Below are 15,088 nucleotides of genomic sequence, written 5' to 3'. Positions count from 1 at the left end.
GTTTTGGGACGCTGTTGATGATTGGTTATTAATTTGATAATTTCTATTAATTATCATTAAATAATTAACCAATGAATATGCACTTTGATTGGTGGCGATGTGGCTGTAAGCAAATCAATGATGGCTTATGAGACAAACCGTGCAACCAAGCCCTCAGAATCGGTGCGTGCATCTAACGCCACAAGCAGGGCGTAAGCACCAATAAATTTGCGACTGATAAACATCATCTCTTTGGGTGGCAGGCTAAATTCAAGCGACTGCATGCCTTGTCTGGCGGTATTCATGACGCGTGCGTATAAATTACTGCCCACCCAGATATAACGCTGCTCATCGTCGAGATGCGGACAATTGCCAGCATGGGCGGTGATTAATTTTTCGGTATTGGCAAACGGTTCGCACGCCATCAAAAAAACCTCCGCCATGTCTGATTTTGGCTTGCCTGTAAGCTTGTCAAAAAAATCATAACCTGTCATTGCAGTCATCATCTGTGATTTGTCTTGATGATAGCCTGCTGCCATCAGACCTTTGGCAATGCTAAGCAAATGCTGGTCAAACTGCTTAATTGCACCAAAATCAAGCAAGATAAGTTTGTCAATACCGTCTTCATGGCGTACCAAATAATTGCCAAAATTTGGGTCGGTCTGCATTTCTCCCCATTCAAATAATTCTCGCACCACGATCTCAATGGCGGCTTGACCCAGAGCATTTTTGCGTGCTTGGGGCAGTTGTGCTAGGCTTGGGTCATTGAGCGAAATACCAGCCTCAAAACTCATGCAAATCAAGCGTTTGCTGCTGTAATTATCATAAATGGTCGGCACAACATAACGAGCGTCATCAGCCAAGTAGCTGGCGAATCGCTTGGTGGTCGCTGCCTCAAGCTGATAATCAACCTCGCGATGGAGCAATTTGGAGATTTCATCAAACCATGCATCAAGCGATTTGGTTTGTGGCACGGCATTGGTGATTTTTAATAAATGCTTAAAAATTGACAAATCAGAATCAATGGATTCTGCTACACGCGGATACTGGACTTTTAGCACGACAGGCTTGCCAGTATGTTTATGCACAGCTTTGTGAACTTGGGCAAGGCTTGCCGTGCCAATGGGCGTGCGTTCAATATCAAAATCATGCACTCGCTCGCCAAGCTCTTGTTTGAGTGCCTCATAGATGATGTGCCAAGACAAAGGTGTGGTGCTGGCATCAAGTGTATGCAGGGCATTTAGCACTTCTTTTGGCAAAAAATGTTCACCATACAGTGCCAGCATTTGACCGACTTTAACAACAGAACCTTTGAGCTTGCCCAGTTCGGCAGCCAAATAATCCGCCTGCTCTTGTAATAAGGCTTGTTTTTGAGCAGAGCGTTGATCTTTGTCAAGCAGGAGACTGCTCATGCTGGATTTTGCCCAGTTTTTGCCGATATTAAGTGAGGTTTTGGCGATTGATAGGCGGCGTGATAATGGACTGGTTTTTAGTTTGTTTAATGAATCGCTCATGATTTTGCTGTATTAAAATTTATCATAGTATAGCAAATTTTGCCAAACTTAACAGCCGTCATCACCAAAAAGCAAACCCATGGCTTGCCTTTGGTGGATTTGGGCGGTTTGGTTGCGTGATTTGGGCTTATGAACGACCAATGGCTCGCCAGCCGATATCGCGGCGATATTGCATACCAGCAAAGTTAATTTTGCCGATAGCGTCAATTGCTCGCTGCTGGGCGGTAGCAATATCAGCAGCCAATGCCGTTACGCACAGCACACGACCACCGTCGGTAACGATGGCATCGCCTGATTTTTTTGTACCTGCATGGAAGACTTTTAGCGTCTGATCGTCATCTGTCAGCCCTGTGATGACATCGCCCTTTGAGCTGCTTTCTGGGTAGCCACGACTTGCCAGTACAATGCCCAGTGCAACCTCATCTGACCATGCAGCTTGGCTTGGTAGCTGACCTTTTAATCCTGCTGTGATTAGTTCAACCAATGAGCTTTTTAGTCGCATCATGATTGGCTGAGTTTCAGGATCGCCAAAGCGGCAATTGAACTCAATCACATAAGGATCGCCCAACTCATCAATCATCAAACCTGCGTACAAAAATCCTGTATAGGGCGTACCAGCTGCTTTCATCGCCTCAACCACAGGGCGAATAATGCGTGTAATGACTTTGTCATGAACGCTGGCAGTAACAACAGGAGCTGGCGAATAGGCACCCATACCACCTGTATTTGCCCCTGTATCACCCTCAAAAATGCGTTTGTGATCTTGGCTGGTCGCCATCGGCAAAATATTCTCGCCATCAATCATGCAAATAAAAGAGGCTTCTTCACCTGCCAAAAATTGCTCAATCACCACACGACTGCCAGCCTTGCCAAATTTGTTATCGCTAAGCATATCATCAATGGCATCATAGGCTTCTTCTTCGCTCATGGCGACAATCACACCTTTGCCAGCTGCCAAACCATCAGCCTTGATAACAATCGGAGCCCCATGCTGCTTAACATAGGCTTTGGCGGCATCGGTATCGGTAAATACCTCATAAAATGCCGTTGGGATATTGTGCTGCTTCATAAAGGCTTTGGCAAAGGCTTTTGAGCCTTCAAGTTGGGCACAGTATTGCGTTGGACCCCAAATGGCAATGCCTGCCGCTCTTAAATCATCAACCACGCCAGCAACCAGCGGTGCTTCAGGGCCAACAAGGACAAATTCGATGGCATTATTTTGACAAAACTCAATCAATGCCGCATGGTTATTGATATCCAAATCAATATTTTGCAGCTTGTGTTCACCTTCTGTGCCAGCATTACCTTTGGCAACATAAACCGTTTGCACTCGTTCGTCTTTGGCACACGCCCATGCCAGTGCATGCTCACGACCACCTGTACCCAATACTAAAATATTCATACATTCCCCAATTAATTATCAAAAAGGCCAAAATTTCGGCGATTGTAGCAAATTTTGGGCAATTTGCCAATTTATTCGCTGATTTGGTTATATAACTTGCAGCGTATAACTGTCATTATTTAAGGTGGCGATTAGGGCATCACCTGTGTGCAACCGCCCAACGCCTTTGGGTGTGCCAGTATAAATCAAATCACCTTGACGCAGCCTGAAGCGGCTGTGCAAAAATCGCAACAAAAACTCAATATCAAACAGCATGCTGCCCGTATTGTCGTGCTGGCGTTGTTCGCCATTTACCGTCAAAGACAGCTGGGATATTTGTGGTGGTGTGCCTGCTTGCAGCACCGACAGCCATGCAGCATCAGGAAAGCCTTTTGCCAATGTCCATGGCAGACCTTTGGCTTTTAGCTGGCTTTGTATGTCGCGTGCGGTTAAATCCAGCCCTATGCCAAAGCCTGTAATGCAATCAAGGTTTGGCATGTCATCATCAGCAACATCGCAACCGATATACAGCACCAGCTCAACCTCGTGATGAATATCATCAGAAAAATCAGGCAGTCGCATCGTGTCATTGGTGTTAAGTGCGGTGGTTGGTTTCAAAAAAACCACAGGTTCGCCAGTTGGAACATTGCCAAGCTCGCTGATATGTTCAGCATAATTGCGTCCGATGCAATAAATGTTATTAACAGGGGCGGGTTTGCCGTCTTTGAAATGCACTTGTTTCATGGTATTTTTTCCGAATAAATTTGCCATATCCTAGCACAAACCGACAACAATTTGCCAAAATTTTCGCAATCTTTTTGCTGGCAAAATCTTAAAAATCTTAAAAATCTTAAAAATCTTAAAAATCTTAAAAATCTTAAAAATCTTAAAAATCTTAAAAATCTTAAAAATCTTAAAAATCTTAAAAATCTTAAAAATTTAGAAAATTTTTCAAAATCATTATTGTGCCAGATGGTTTGATGGTGTGGCTTGTGCCATTTTGTTGATTTATCAATCAATTGTTAATTATCTGCACAGATTATTGTAATATTGTAATCATTGACAAAAAATCCCAGCAGGGCTAAAATTCCATAAAAATTATGGTACAATAGTCAGATATTCACAACAGAGATCGTCTATGAAAGTATTCAAGCATAGCAGCAAAGGTCTTGTGCTGTTGCTGGCAGTGGCTGCTGGCATGAACGCTCAAGCGTTTTCGGTGGACAGCAGTCAGCAGCGTACCGCTCAGACTGCGACCCTGTCTACCACCCAGACAACCTATGTGCAGCCAGCGGCTCAGCTGACCACCAAAACCAATGTGGTTGTCCAGTCAGCACAGACACCAACGCCACAAGTGGCAACAACGACCCGTGTCAGTGTTCAGCCAAGCACAACAGCCACAACTGCCAATTACAGCAGTCAAAGCTATGCCAATAGTTTGGATCAATTGGCACTGACCACACGCTCGGCAGCGGTACTGGTGTATGATTTGCAAACCAACCAATCCATCTATGCCAAAAATATCGATGCACAGCGTTCGATTGCCTCGGTCAGTAAGCTGATGACGGCGATGGTAATTTTGGATGCACAGCTGGATATGCGTGAACAAATTACTTTGATTGCCTCTGATTTGGTTGGGGCAAAACAAGCAAGCACACGCCTAAAAGCTGGCGATCGCATGACTCGTTCAGAGTTTACTTTGATGACTTTGATGCGTTCTGAAAACCCAGCTGCCAAAGCATTGGCACGCACTTATCCGGGTGGCTATGATGCATTCATTGCGGCAATGAACCAAAAGGCACGCGATTTGGGCATGTATCAGACCAAGTTTAGCGACTCTTCGGGGCTGGATCCACGCAATATGTCATCAGCCAGCGATTTGCTTATCATGATGAAGGCGGTCAATAGCGATCCTCGTTATCACAGCATTCGCAATTTCTCCACAGCGGCAAATTATGATTTTTATATTGCCAATGACAGCAGCGGTGATCGCACCTATAAAGGCTACAGCAGCAATCGCTTAGTGAATGCAGGCACTTACCCAATCGGTGTACAAAAAACAGGCTATATCCGTGAATCTGGTTATAATGTCGTCATGGAGACCAATATCAATAACCGCCCAGCGATTATTGTTTTATTGGGTGCATCAAGCAGCGAAAGTCGCTGGAGCGATGCCGAACGCATTTTGACAGAGCTGGCATATCGCCGTTAATTTACTTTTTTTGATAATTACCCCAGTGTGCAGCATTGGGGTATTTTTATGGCAGAATGTATGCTGGTGCTGGTTTTGTCATAAAATTGATTATTTACCAGCAGAATTATCCAAAAATAAAATCTGGTCAGTAGCAAGTATGGTAATTATCAAAACACTGCTTGAAACAAATACCAATCTATCACAGGGTTATGGCATAATCAACAATGGATTTATGACAAAGTGTTGCCAAGTAATGCAGATGGTCATTAAACATACGATGAATGTTGCTAAGTTATTTGGCTAATGTGTCGGGTGATTTGTGGTGTTTGTATTGGTTGCGATGTTTTTTGCTTGGTTGTTTGCACAATAAAAAATACGCCCAAAAATTTGAGCGTATTTTGTTTTTTTTTGTGTTAGTCTTTGCTGTTTTGCAACTCTGGATCGGCAAATACAACAACTTCTTCTTCAAACTCTGGCTTGACTTTCACCACAAAATCCTCGCGAGACAGACCAAGCATCAGCGGTATTGAGCTGGCAATATATACTGATGAATAGGTGCCTGCAATCAGACCGATGAACAACGCCACCGAGAACCAGTATAGTCCATCACCACCCAAAAACAGCATGGCAATCACCACAACAAAGACTGTACCAACAGTCATGATGGTGCGTCTTAGCGTTTCGGTTAATGACAAGTCCAGCACTTGTCTGGGGGTTAAGCCACGCACACGGCGGAAGTTTTCACGAATGCGGTCGTAGACAACAATGGTATCGTTCACCGAGTAACCAATCAGTGCCAACACTGCAGCCAATACCGTCAAGTCAAACGGCCAGCCCATGATGGCAAACAAACCAACGACAATGATGACATCGTGAAACAAAGCCAGCACAGCACCCAGAGCAAGTTTGAACTGAAAACGCGTAGCAACATAGATTAGCATCATGCCCAGTGCCACTGACAGTGCCAGCAGCGAGTTAAGATAAATCTCATTGCCCACTTGACTGCCGATAATACTAATGCCGTCAATCGTGGCTGCATTGCCAGATAAGTCCAAGATTTTATCCAAGTTACTGCTTAGATCTTCAGCTGAGGCATCTTGCGGTGGTAGACGCAGCAGCAATTCTTGGCGAGTGCCAAGATACTGAACCACAGCATCAGGATAGCCATTATCCGCCAGTGCTTGCACGACCTGCGTCTGTTCGACAGGATTCTGATAAGAAACATTGGCAGAAACACCACCTGTAAAATCCAGACCCAGATTAAGACCTTTGATGATAATCGCTGCAATCCCTGCAAGCACCAGCAGTGCTGACAGAATCATCATTGGCTTTTCAATTTTCATAAAAGGAATGATGCGTTGATTGGCGATTAGCTTGACGCCACCTGCCTTGACGGCTGCCTCATCACCTTGGTCGGCGATGATGGCTTGGTCGGCAAGGGCGTTTTGATTGGTGGCTGCATTTGCCCCTTTGCCATCACGGCGAGGCGTGCGACGACGGCGAGGGGGCTGATTAGCACCAATTGGGTCGTTTGGGGTGTACTCATTACTCATCTTTGACTCCTAACCAATGCTAAGTTTTGTTAAATTTTTACGATAACCATAACAAAGCTGAATCATCGCACGCGTTACAATAATGGCGGTAAATAGCGAGCTGACGATACCAATGGCAAGTGTTATCGCAAAGCCTTTAATTGGACCTGTGCCGATGGCAAAGAGAATAAATGCAACCAGCAAAGTGGTGATATTAGCATCAAAAATACTGCTAAAGGCACGGTCAAAACCTGCAACAATGGCAGATTTGGGACGCACGCCATTGGCAAGCTCTTCACGAATTCGCTCAAAAATCAACACATTGGCATCGACCGCCATACCGATGGTCAATACAATCCCTGCAATCCCTGGTAGAGTCAAAGACGAACCAAGAATCGACATGATGGCAACCATAATCACCACATTAAACGCCAAGGCGATATTGGCAATCACTCCAAAAGCACGATAAAACACAATCATCCATAAAAAGACGAGCAGATAGCCAATTTGGGTAGAGAACAGACCCTTGTCAATATTATCTTGTCCAAGCGATGGACCGATGGTACGCTCTTCGACAAAATACATCGGTGCCGCCAAAGCACCAGAACGCAGCAATAGGGCAAGTTCGGCAGCATCCGCTTCTGAGTCCAGTCCAGTAATTACAAATTGCGAGCCAAGCACCGCCTGAATGGTGGCACGGTTGATGATGCGTGTCTCGGTATATGGCGTGCGAGTTTCGATAAGTTTGCCTGTATTGGCATCTTCTTTAAAACTGACTCGTTGTTTATTTTCAATAAACAAAACCGCCATTTGTTTGCCGACAGCGGTGCGAGTGGCATTTTGCATTAGGCGACCGCCATTGGTATCAAGCGTAATGGCAACCTGCGGACGGCCATTTTCGTCAAGACCCGATTGTGCCCCTTGTACGCGCTCACCCGTGATGATGGCTTGGCGATTAAGCAGCATCGGCTGACCGTCCAGTGTGCCAAAAGGAAAGGCTTCGCTACCTGCAGGCGGAATGCCACCACTGTAGGTTGCATCAGCCTCGCTAACCATGCGAAACTCAAGATTGGCAGTGCGTCCCAAGACACGCTTGGCTTCGGCTGTATCTTGCACGCCCGGCAATTCAACAACAATGCGATTGCTGCCTTGTGATTGCACCAAGGCTTCAGCCACGCCCAGCTCATTGATACGATTTCTTAAAGTGGTTAAGTTTTGACCAACGGCATATTCATTGATTTCTTGTAGCTTAGCTTCGGTATACGCCAGTTGCAATGCCGCCCCTTCGCTGTCTGCAAAAGGACGCAGGGTAAAATCTGCTCCCAGCTGTTTTTGTAATGCCGTTTGTGCACGGTTGCGATTGTCATTGTTTTCAAAGGTGAGCACCATGCCGTCATTGGTGGTACGCATACTCTGTACAGGGATTTGTTCGCTACGCAGCACTCGGCGAGCGTCTTGGCTTGCAGTTGCCAAACGCTGCTCCAGTGCTTTTGCCATATCCACTTCCAGAACAAAACGCACGCCACCACGCAAATCCAGACCCAGCTTCATCGGTTTGGCACCGAGATTTTTTAGCCATTGTGGGGTGGTTTGGGCAAGGTTTAGAGCGATGACATATTGATCGCCCAAATCACGACGCAGCACTTCTTGAGCTTTGAGCTGCTCTTCGGCATTGGGCAAGCGAACAAGGACGCTGTTGTTTTCAAAACTGCCATTATGATAGCTAAGCCCCGCCTTGGTTAGTAGGCTTTCAGCTTGTGTCAGTACATCGGCAGACAGTTGCGTGCCAGCAGTTGCACCTGTGATTTGTACGGCAGGCTCATCAGGGTATAAATTCGGCAGTGCATAAATGCCACTAATGGCAAGCACCACAGCGATTAATATGTATTTCCAAGCAGGGTAGTGCATACAATATTCTTATTGGTTGGTGAGAGTATTGCTGATGCAGCGATGATTTGATTGGTTAAAATTTGTCAATCAGCAGTTCATGGCAAACGCCAAATGCCGCATCAGCACAGGACACCCAAGTCAAGAGACTTGGGCTGTAGATTAGATATTGTCAATCGTACCAGCTGGCAGTACCATCAAGACGCTGGCACGCTGGATTTTTACTTCGGTATTATCATTTAAAGTAATGACTGCATAATCGCCTTCAACTTTTTTGATGCGGCCAATCAAACCGCCTGCAAATACCACTTCATTACCTACTGTTAGGCCATCAACCATAGCTTTGTGCTGTTTGTTGCGTTTTGACTGTGGACGGATAATCAAAAAATAAAAAATTGCAAAAAATGCCACAGGCAACAACAAATTCATAAAAGTTGATTGTGTGGTTGGGGCAGCCGTATTGGCATAGGCGGTGTTAATTAACAACTCTAGCATAAAAACTCCAAAATTTATTTTGGCAAAATGTGCCAATTTTTCACAAATGATTGCTCTGCACTTTTGTTGTCTGGCAGTTGTGCCAGTCTAAGAAAATGCAGAAAAAATAACTTTTATCATAGCATATTTTTACATAACTGGCATGGATTTTTTGAGCCGATTTATCAAACTAATACAATGCAGGTTGTTGATTTGTGATTTTGCCAGATGACACGCTTGATAATTGATGGCAAATTTCTAAATCAAGACTTGCAGTTTTTTGCATTTTCACTTAATATGGGAGCTAATTTTTGCAATTTTTTATTTATATGCCCCAACCACGACAGAGAATTTCTCGCCTTTTTGCTTTGTTATTTGTGCTGATTTTGCCAACTGTGGCATACGCTTCTTTTGAATTTGGTGGCACAAAGCTCAATGTCATTTTGCTTATCTTTTTTATTAGCTTATCTTTGATTGTGTCGTTTTTGTGTTCAGTTTCTGAAGCTGTGCTTTTGACGATGACGCCCAGTTATATTGACACTTTAGAGGAGAGCAGTCCAAAAAATGCCGCCTTATTAAAAAATGTTAAGGTAGACAATATCGAAAAATCCATCTCGGCAATCTTGACGCTTAATACAGTCGCTCACACTTTAGGTTCATTGGGTGCTGGAGCACAGGCGGTGATTATTTTTGGCAATGCGTGGTTTGGTGTTTTTAGTGCGGTGCTGACTTTGGTGATTTTAATCGGCACAGAGATTATCCCAAAAACGCTTGGCACGACTTACTGGCGGCGTTTTGCCATCGCGGTTGCTCATTATGTCCGCACGATTAATATTTTGCTGTTGCCGATTATTTGGATTACCGAAAAAATCTCTCGCTGGCTGACTCGTGGCAATCAAGAAAGCAGCTTTAACCGCCATGAGTTTTTGGCACTTGCCAATCAGGGCGAAAGTTCAGGGCAGATGAGCGAAATGGAATCTCGCATCATCAAAAACTCACTGGCATTGGGCGTGATTAATGTGGAGGATATCCTAACGCCACGCTCGGTGGTTACGGCATTTGACGAAAATATGACCGTTGGCGATGTGTTTGCAAAATACCCAAAATTGCCTTTTTCTCGCTTTCCAGTCTTTGATGAGGATTTGGACAATGCCACAGGTTTTGTGTTGAAGTCGGATTTATTAATCGCCAAAGCCAACCAAGAAATACACACGCCAATCAAGCAGTTCCGCCGTGAGATTAACTTTGTTTTTGCTAAGATGAAGTTATTTGACTTATTAGATTTAATGCTAAAAGAGCGGGTGCATATTGCCTTGGCAGTTGGTGAATTTGGCGAAGTAAAAGGCTTGGTTAGCCTAGAAGATGTGCTTGAGACGCTGCTTGGGCTTGAGATTGTTGATGAGTTTGATCGCGTTGATGATATGCAGGCTTTGGCACGGCAGTTGATGGATAGGCGTATGGCTCGCTTGGGAGCAAAACTTGAAGAAGACGAAACCTTACCATAACAAGCCATGCAACTTAGACACAAGGATTATCCATAATTGCAACAAAATATTACAAAACAGCCTGCACATTTCGGCTAAAATCATCTCAAATGTATTCATAATAAAGCCAAATTTGGTTTTGTTGATATAATTGACACGCTCATTAAGGAGTTGTTGTATGAAAAGTGGCACTCGCAATTTTTTTAAAAAGGCTGCTGCTGCCAGCGTTTTGACAGGTACATTGGGCTTGGTTGGCAAACTTGCTGGCAAACCAATCAGCAAGGGGCTGAGCCTTGGCTTGTTTGTTGGTGCATTGGGGGTGCAAAGTTTAATCACCACCAACGCCTATGCCATCAGTGAGTCTGACATTAACCGCTATGCCAGTGCCATTAGCAGTGCTGCCAATGCTCAAAATATCGCCCAAGTATCACGCTTGATTGCCGATGACGCCATTATTTCATTATCACGCAATGGCAAAACCAGCTCTTTGGACAAAGAGGGTTATTTGCAATTGCTCCAAAAAAGCTGGGCAAAATCTACAGGTTATCAATATCGCATTGACATCAGTGATATTGTAACTACAGGCAATCAGGCACGGGCTCAGGTTGTTACTACCGAAACTTGGACTCAAGATGGCAAGCCCATTACCGTAAAGACAGTATCTCGTGCCACACTTTCGCAAACTGGCAATAATACCGTTTTGCTTCGTTCGGTGGCACAGGTTACAATAGACTAAGAGCAACTGCTTAATACAAAAAACTTACACAATTACTACCGCAGGTTTATTTGTTGTGATTATGACAAATGCCAGCGGTATTTTTCTGCCAAAACAGTTGCCAAAATGGCAAAAATAGGGCATTATTATATGTTTGATTAACTTAATGTTCCAAGTTGAACATTTATATTTTAGCATTTTTGAGCATAGCCATAGGACACAAGAAGAATGACAAAATTTCGCCAAGCCAAGCCAAGCCAGCATTTATTAAAGCCTCTTAGCCTTGCTATCTCGTCTTGTATTTTGGTTGCCTGTAGCAGCACAGGTACCAACAAACCTGCCAGCACGCCAGCTGTGCTGCCTACGCCACAATCACCCATTGTCATTACTCAGCCAAGCACTGACGCAAATACTTCAGGCGTGCTAAATCCTGATATGCTTGATGCACTTGAGAGCCTACTGCAAGCTACCGATATGTCTATGGTGGAGGGTGATGAGCTTGCGGTCAAACGCTATGGTGATTTGTGGGATAGGATTCGTCGTGGCTATCGCATTGGTGAGATTAATAATGCTCGCATCGAATCACAAAAATCATGGTTTTATACACGTCAAAGTTACCTAAACAGACTGACCGCACGAGCCTCTCGCTATCTGTACCACACCGTTGCAGAGGCCGAACGCCGTGGCATTCCTTCTGAATTGGCATTGCTGCCGATTATTGAAAGTTCGTACGATCCATCAGCGACCAGCAATGCAGCCGCCGCAGGACTGTGGCAATTTATCCCAAGCACGGGGCGAATTTATGGACTAAATCAAAGCCAAAGCTACGATGGTCGCCGTGATGTGATTGAGTCTACACGAGCGGCTTATGATTTTTTGACCAGCTTATACAACCAGTTTGGCTCTTGGGAGTTGGCATTGGCGGCTTATAATGCAGGGCCGGGTCGTGTCTCTCGTGCCATCAAGGCAAATCAAGAGCAAGGATTGCCAACGGATTATTGGTCATTAAAACTGCCTACAGAAACCATGAATTATGTTCCAAGATTCTTGGCGGTTGCACAAATTGTCAAATCACCAAATACTTATGGCATTTATCTGCCTGCTATTGCCAATCACAATCATTTTCGCACTGTACCTGTCAATTATGGCGTAAGTCTTACAGAAGTGGCGACAGTTACAGGCATCTCAACCGATGAGCTAAGGCTACTTAATCCAGCATTGCTCAATCAGATTGTTGATGAAATTGGCCCGAATCGTATCGTTATCCCAGACAGTTTGCCAAGCTCGGTTGATGCTCAGTTGTCAGCACTAAAAGGCTTTGGCTTTGGTGGTGATTATATCGCGACCGCACCAGCACAATCAATCAGCTATGTGGCACCAAAGACAGGTGCGGCGGTCAATGCCAGCTCTGAGCAGGAGCTTATTGCCTCAAATACTCTGCCAACCACCATCGCACAAGTTACACCAAACAACACCATTGTACAAGAACCGCCATTGTCAGCAGCAGAGAGGGATTTTATTGCAGCACAAATTGAAGCCAGTGCCAGCGAACCTGTACAAGCAATCAACCCACAAGATGGTAATATTCAGCTGGATGCTGTACAGACAGGTCAGTCAGTGCTGGATGCACGCGGTGAGACCAAGACGCTCCAATTTACCAACAATCCACAGACTGTGAGTGCTGAGCAGTTGCCACCTGCCCAAAACCACACGCAGCCCGCCCAAGAGCCTGAACCTGCCCAAACGCCAGTGGTGTCAGCGTCTCGCCAAAATACCACAGCACGACCAAAGGCAGAGCAGAGCAAGCCAAAACCTACACGCCCCGACAGCTACACCGTCAGAGCAGGCGACAGCCTAACTTCTGTTGCAGCAGCTAATGGCTTAAGCGTTGGTCAATTGGCAAGTTATAATAACCTTGCAACCGATGCTCATATTCGCATTGGTCAAAAACTTTGGCTGGTTGCTGGCAAGGTCAAACCACAAACCACCACAACCAACAACCAAACCAACAGCACTCAAAATACACGCAACACAGCAACTGCCACCCACCGTGTACAATCTGGTGAAAGCCTAACCGCCATTGCTCGTAAATACAACATCAGCCTACAAGCCCTAGCCAATGAAAATAACCTAGCCATCACCGATGGCGTGCTGATAGGGCAAGTGCTAAGATTGCCAGCAGGGGTGCAGGCACAAGCAACGACTTCTCAACAGCCCACACGCCCCGACAGTTACACCGTCAGAGCAGGCGACAGCCTAACTTCTGTTGCAGCAGCTAATGGCTTAAGCGTTGGTCAATTGGCAAGTTATAATAACCTTGCAACCGATGCTCATATTCGCATTGGTCAAAAACTTTGGCTGGTTGCTGGCAAGGTCAAACCACAAACCACCACAACCAACAACCAAACCAACAGCACTCAAAATACACGCAACACAGCAACTGCCACCCACCGTGTACAATCTGGTGAAAGCCTAACCGCCATTGCTCGTAAATACAATATCAGCCTACAAGCCCTAGCCAATGAAAATAACCTAGCCATCACCGATGGCGTGCTGATAGGGCAAGTGCTAAGATTGCCAGCAGGGGTGCAGGCAACGAGTACAGTAAACAGTACCAACGCAAATAATCCAAGCAGTCAAAGCCCTAGCAATGCAACAGAGAACTACACGGTCAAGGCGGGCGATAGCTTGACAAGTCTTGCCAATCGCTTCGGTGTCTCAATTGCAAGTTTGGCAGCTGCCAACAACTTAAGCACCAATGCCAATCTTATCATTGGTCAAAGTATCAAAGTGCCAAAACTGACGAGCAACTATACCGTCAAGGCGGGCGATGGGTTGATTTCACTGGCACGCCGTTATGGCACCAGTGTTGCCGAACTGGCAAAAATGAACAATCTGCAACCAACCGACAGTTTGCGTATCGGTCAAGTATTGCTGGTGCCGAATAAATAAAGTGACTATTGGCAGTCAGGCTGATTAAATTGATAAGTCTCTTTTGGCTTGATTATTGCTGGACTGCCAAGTACGGACTAAGCCCAAAAGATGCTATGAGATAACCAGCTTGGCAAGATAATTTGCGATAGAGATTTGCCACTTTTAGCCAATTACCAAGCTGATATCAAGCGATGGCCAATGGTCATCACGGCTGCCAATGTTTTTAATACTTCCCTAGTTTGATAAACAAAAAAAGCGGTCAGAAACCGCTTTTTATTTTGGGTGATTATTGGTTTTGAAACCATGCATTGGCACTGCGTTTGGCAGATTCGATCTCGCTAGAGGAGAGGTTAAGTGCCAGTTGGCTAACTTTGGCTTTGGCACGATCTTTGACGGTGTCATCAAGCATGCCATCTCGGGTTGATAGATCATACCATTTATAGGCATCAACCAGTCGCTGTTGTTGTTCGTCAATCATTGCCAGTGCATAGCTGGCACGATTATCGCCCAAATTGGCAGCTCGCTCAAGCCATGCACGACCCGTTGCCATATCTGCTTTTACGCCCTCACCACGCAGATACATAATGCCTAGATTTAGCTGGGCTGGAGCAATATTTTTCTCGGCGGCACGAGTGTACCAATAGGCAGCTTTGCTGGCATCTTTGGCAATGCCTTCACCTTTTTGCAAGCGTTTGGCAAGGAAAAATTGGGCATGATGATTGCCGCTGGCAGCATGGTTGGTCAGACTGGAAATATCCATGCTTTCAAAACGAACATTGGTTGCTGTTTGGGCGTGTGTAGCTACTGCACTACTAAGTACACCAGTGAGCAGGGCGATTTTTAGCAATTTCATGGTCATATCCTATGGCAATGGCAAGCGACAGATGATAAATTATTAATAAAAAATTAATAATACAATATTTGTTTTGGTGGCAATAAAACCGTTATTAAACTCAACTTGCTTATTAATTCATCATACTAAGCTGAATTTATC

At 45.1% G+C, this 15,088-nt stretch carries 11 protein-coding genes; 4 read left to right on the top strand and 7 right to left on the bottom strand.

The features are described from left to right. Window positions 1–125: 125 nt before the first annotated feature. The 3 genes from EL162_RS07725 to EL162_RS07715 form a co-directional block, all read right to left on the bottom strand. Entirely contained in the window at window positions 126–1,493 is a 1,368-nt protein-coding gene (locus EL162_RS07725) for an ABC1 kinase family protein (RefSeq protein WP_126331256.1), read from the bottom strand. A 127-nt stretch (window positions 1,494–1,620) separates the two neighbouring features. Continuing rightward, window positions 1,621–2,895 carry a phosphoribosylamine--glycine ligase gene (gene purD / locus EL162_RS07720; RefSeq protein WP_126331255.1) on the bottom strand — a complete coding sequence of 425 codons (1,275 nt, stop codon included), beginning with the start codon at window positions 2,893–2,895 and terminating at the stop codon, window positions 1,621–1,623. Between the two features lie 87 nt (window positions 2,896–2,982). Beyond that, window positions 2,983–3,618: a fumarylacetoacetate hydrolase family protein gene (locus tag EL162_RS07715; RefSeq protein WP_126331252.1), complete on the bottom strand. Its 636-nt coding sequence runs from the start codon at window positions 3,616–3,618 to the stop codon at window positions 2,983–2,985. A gap of 394 nt (window positions 3,619–4,012) precedes the next feature. On the opposite strand from EL162_RS07715, the gene EL162_RS07710 reads away from it, so the two are divergent. Further along, entirely contained in the window at window positions 4,013–5,086 is a 1,074-nt protein-coding gene (locus EL162_RS07710; RefSeq protein ID WP_126331250.1) for a D-alanyl-D-alanine carboxypeptidase family protein, read from the top strand. A gap of 395 nt (window positions 5,087–5,481) precedes the next feature. On the opposite strand, the gene secF is transcribed toward EL162_RS07710, so the two are convergent. From secF to yajC, 3 genes are all read right to left on the bottom strand, one after another. Next, window positions 5,482–6,621 (bottom strand): protein translocase subunit SecF, encoded by a 1,140-nt coding sequence (secF, locus tag EL162_RS07705; protein ID WP_126331248.1) that lies wholly within the window; start codon window positions 6,619–6,621, stop codon window positions 5,482–5,484. 9 nt (window positions 6,622–6,630) lie between these two features. Further along, a complete protein-coding gene (gene secD / locus EL162_RS07700; protein WP_126331245.1) occupies window positions 6,631–8,508 on the bottom strand; it encodes a protein translocase subunit SecD in 1,878 nt (625 codons plus the stop codon). A 141-nt stretch (window positions 8,509–8,649) separates the two neighbouring features. Further along, entirely contained in the window at window positions 8,650–8,982 is a 333-nt protein-coding gene (gene yajC, locus EL162_RS07695; protein ID WP_076555098.1) for a preprotein translocase subunit YajC, read from the bottom strand. Between the two features lie 308 nt (window positions 8,983–9,290). On the opposite strand from yajC, the gene EL162_RS07690 reads away from it, so the two are divergent. From EL162_RS07690 to EL162_RS07680, 3 genes are all read left to right on the top strand, one after another. Then, on the top strand, window positions 9,291–10,466 hold the full coding sequence (locus tag EL162_RS07690; RefSeq protein WP_126331714.1) for a CNNM domain-containing protein: 1,176 nt from the start codon (window positions 9,291–9,293) through the stop codon (window positions 10,464–10,466). Between the two features lie 157 nt (window positions 10,467–10,623). Next, a complete protein-coding gene (locus tag EL162_RS07685) occupies window positions 10,624–11,181 on the top strand; it encodes a DUF4440 domain-containing protein (protein ID WP_076555099.1) in 558 nt (185 codons plus the stop codon). A gap of 207 nt (window positions 11,182–11,388) precedes the next feature. Then, window positions 11,389–14,112, top strand: a complete 2,724-nt coding sequence (locus EL162_RS07680; protein ID WP_126331243.1) for a LysM peptidoglycan-binding domain-containing protein — start codon at window positions 11,389–11,391, stop codon at window positions 14,110–14,112. Between the two features lie 268 nt (window positions 14,113–14,380). Here the strand turns inward: EL162_RS07680 and EL162_RS07675 are convergent, their stop codons facing one another. Beyond that, complete coding sequence (locus EL162_RS07675; protein ID WP_126331241.1) at window positions 14,381–14,947, bottom strand: tetratricopeptide repeat protein; 567 nt, start codon at window positions 14,945–14,947, stop codon at window positions 14,381–14,383. Between the last annotated feature and the right edge of the window lie 141 nt (window positions 14,948–15,088).

The organism is Moraxella cuniculi (assembly GCF_900637105.1).
Lineage (GTDB): Bacteria > Pseudomonadota > Gammaproteobacteria > Pseudomonadales > Moraxellaceae > Moraxella > Moraxella cuniculi.
This window is presented reverse-complemented; position numbering and strand designations above follow the sequence as displayed.

Coding starts and splice junctions, on each gene's coding strand:
- EL162_RS07675 (WP_126331241.1), bottom strand. CDS start 14,947: ATGAAATTGCTAAAAATCGCCCTGCTCACTGGTGTACTTAGTAGTGCA.
- secD (WP_126331245.1), bottom strand. CDS start 8,508: ATGCACTACCCTGCTTGGAAATACATATTAATCGCTGTGGTGCTTGCC.
- secF (WP_126331248.1), bottom strand. CDS start 6,621: ATGAGTAATGAGTACACCCCAAACGACCCAATTGGTGCTAATCAGCCC.
- purD (WP_126331255.1), bottom strand. CDS start 2,895: ATGAATATTTTAGTATTGGGTACAGGTGGTCGTGAGCATGCACTGGCA.
- EL162_RS07690 (WP_126331714.1), top strand. CDS start 9,291: ATGCCCCAACCACGACAGAGAATTTCTCGCCTTTTTGCTTTGTTATTT.
- EL162_RS07725 (WP_126331256.1), bottom strand. CDS start 1,493: ATGAGCGATTCATTAAACAAACTAAAAACCAGTCCATTATCACGCCGC.
- EL162_RS07685 (WP_076555099.1), top strand. CDS start 10,624: ATGAAAAGTGGCACTCGCAATTTTTTTAAAAAGGCTGCTGCTGCCAGC.
- yajC (WP_076555098.1), bottom strand. CDS start 8,982: ATGCTAGAGTTGTTAATTAACACCGCCTATGCCAATACGGCTGCCCCA.
- EL162_RS07715 (WP_126331252.1), bottom strand. CDS start 3,618: ATGAAACAAGTGCATTTCAAAGACGGCAAACCCGCCCCTGTTAATAAC.
- EL162_RS07710 (WP_126331250.1), top strand. CDS start 4,013: ATGAAAGTATTCAAGCATAGCAGCAAAGGTCTTGTGCTGTTGCTGGCA.
- EL162_RS07680 (WP_126331243.1), top strand. CDS start 11,389: ATGACAAAATTTCGCCAAGCCAAGCCAAGCCAGCATTTATTAAAGCCT.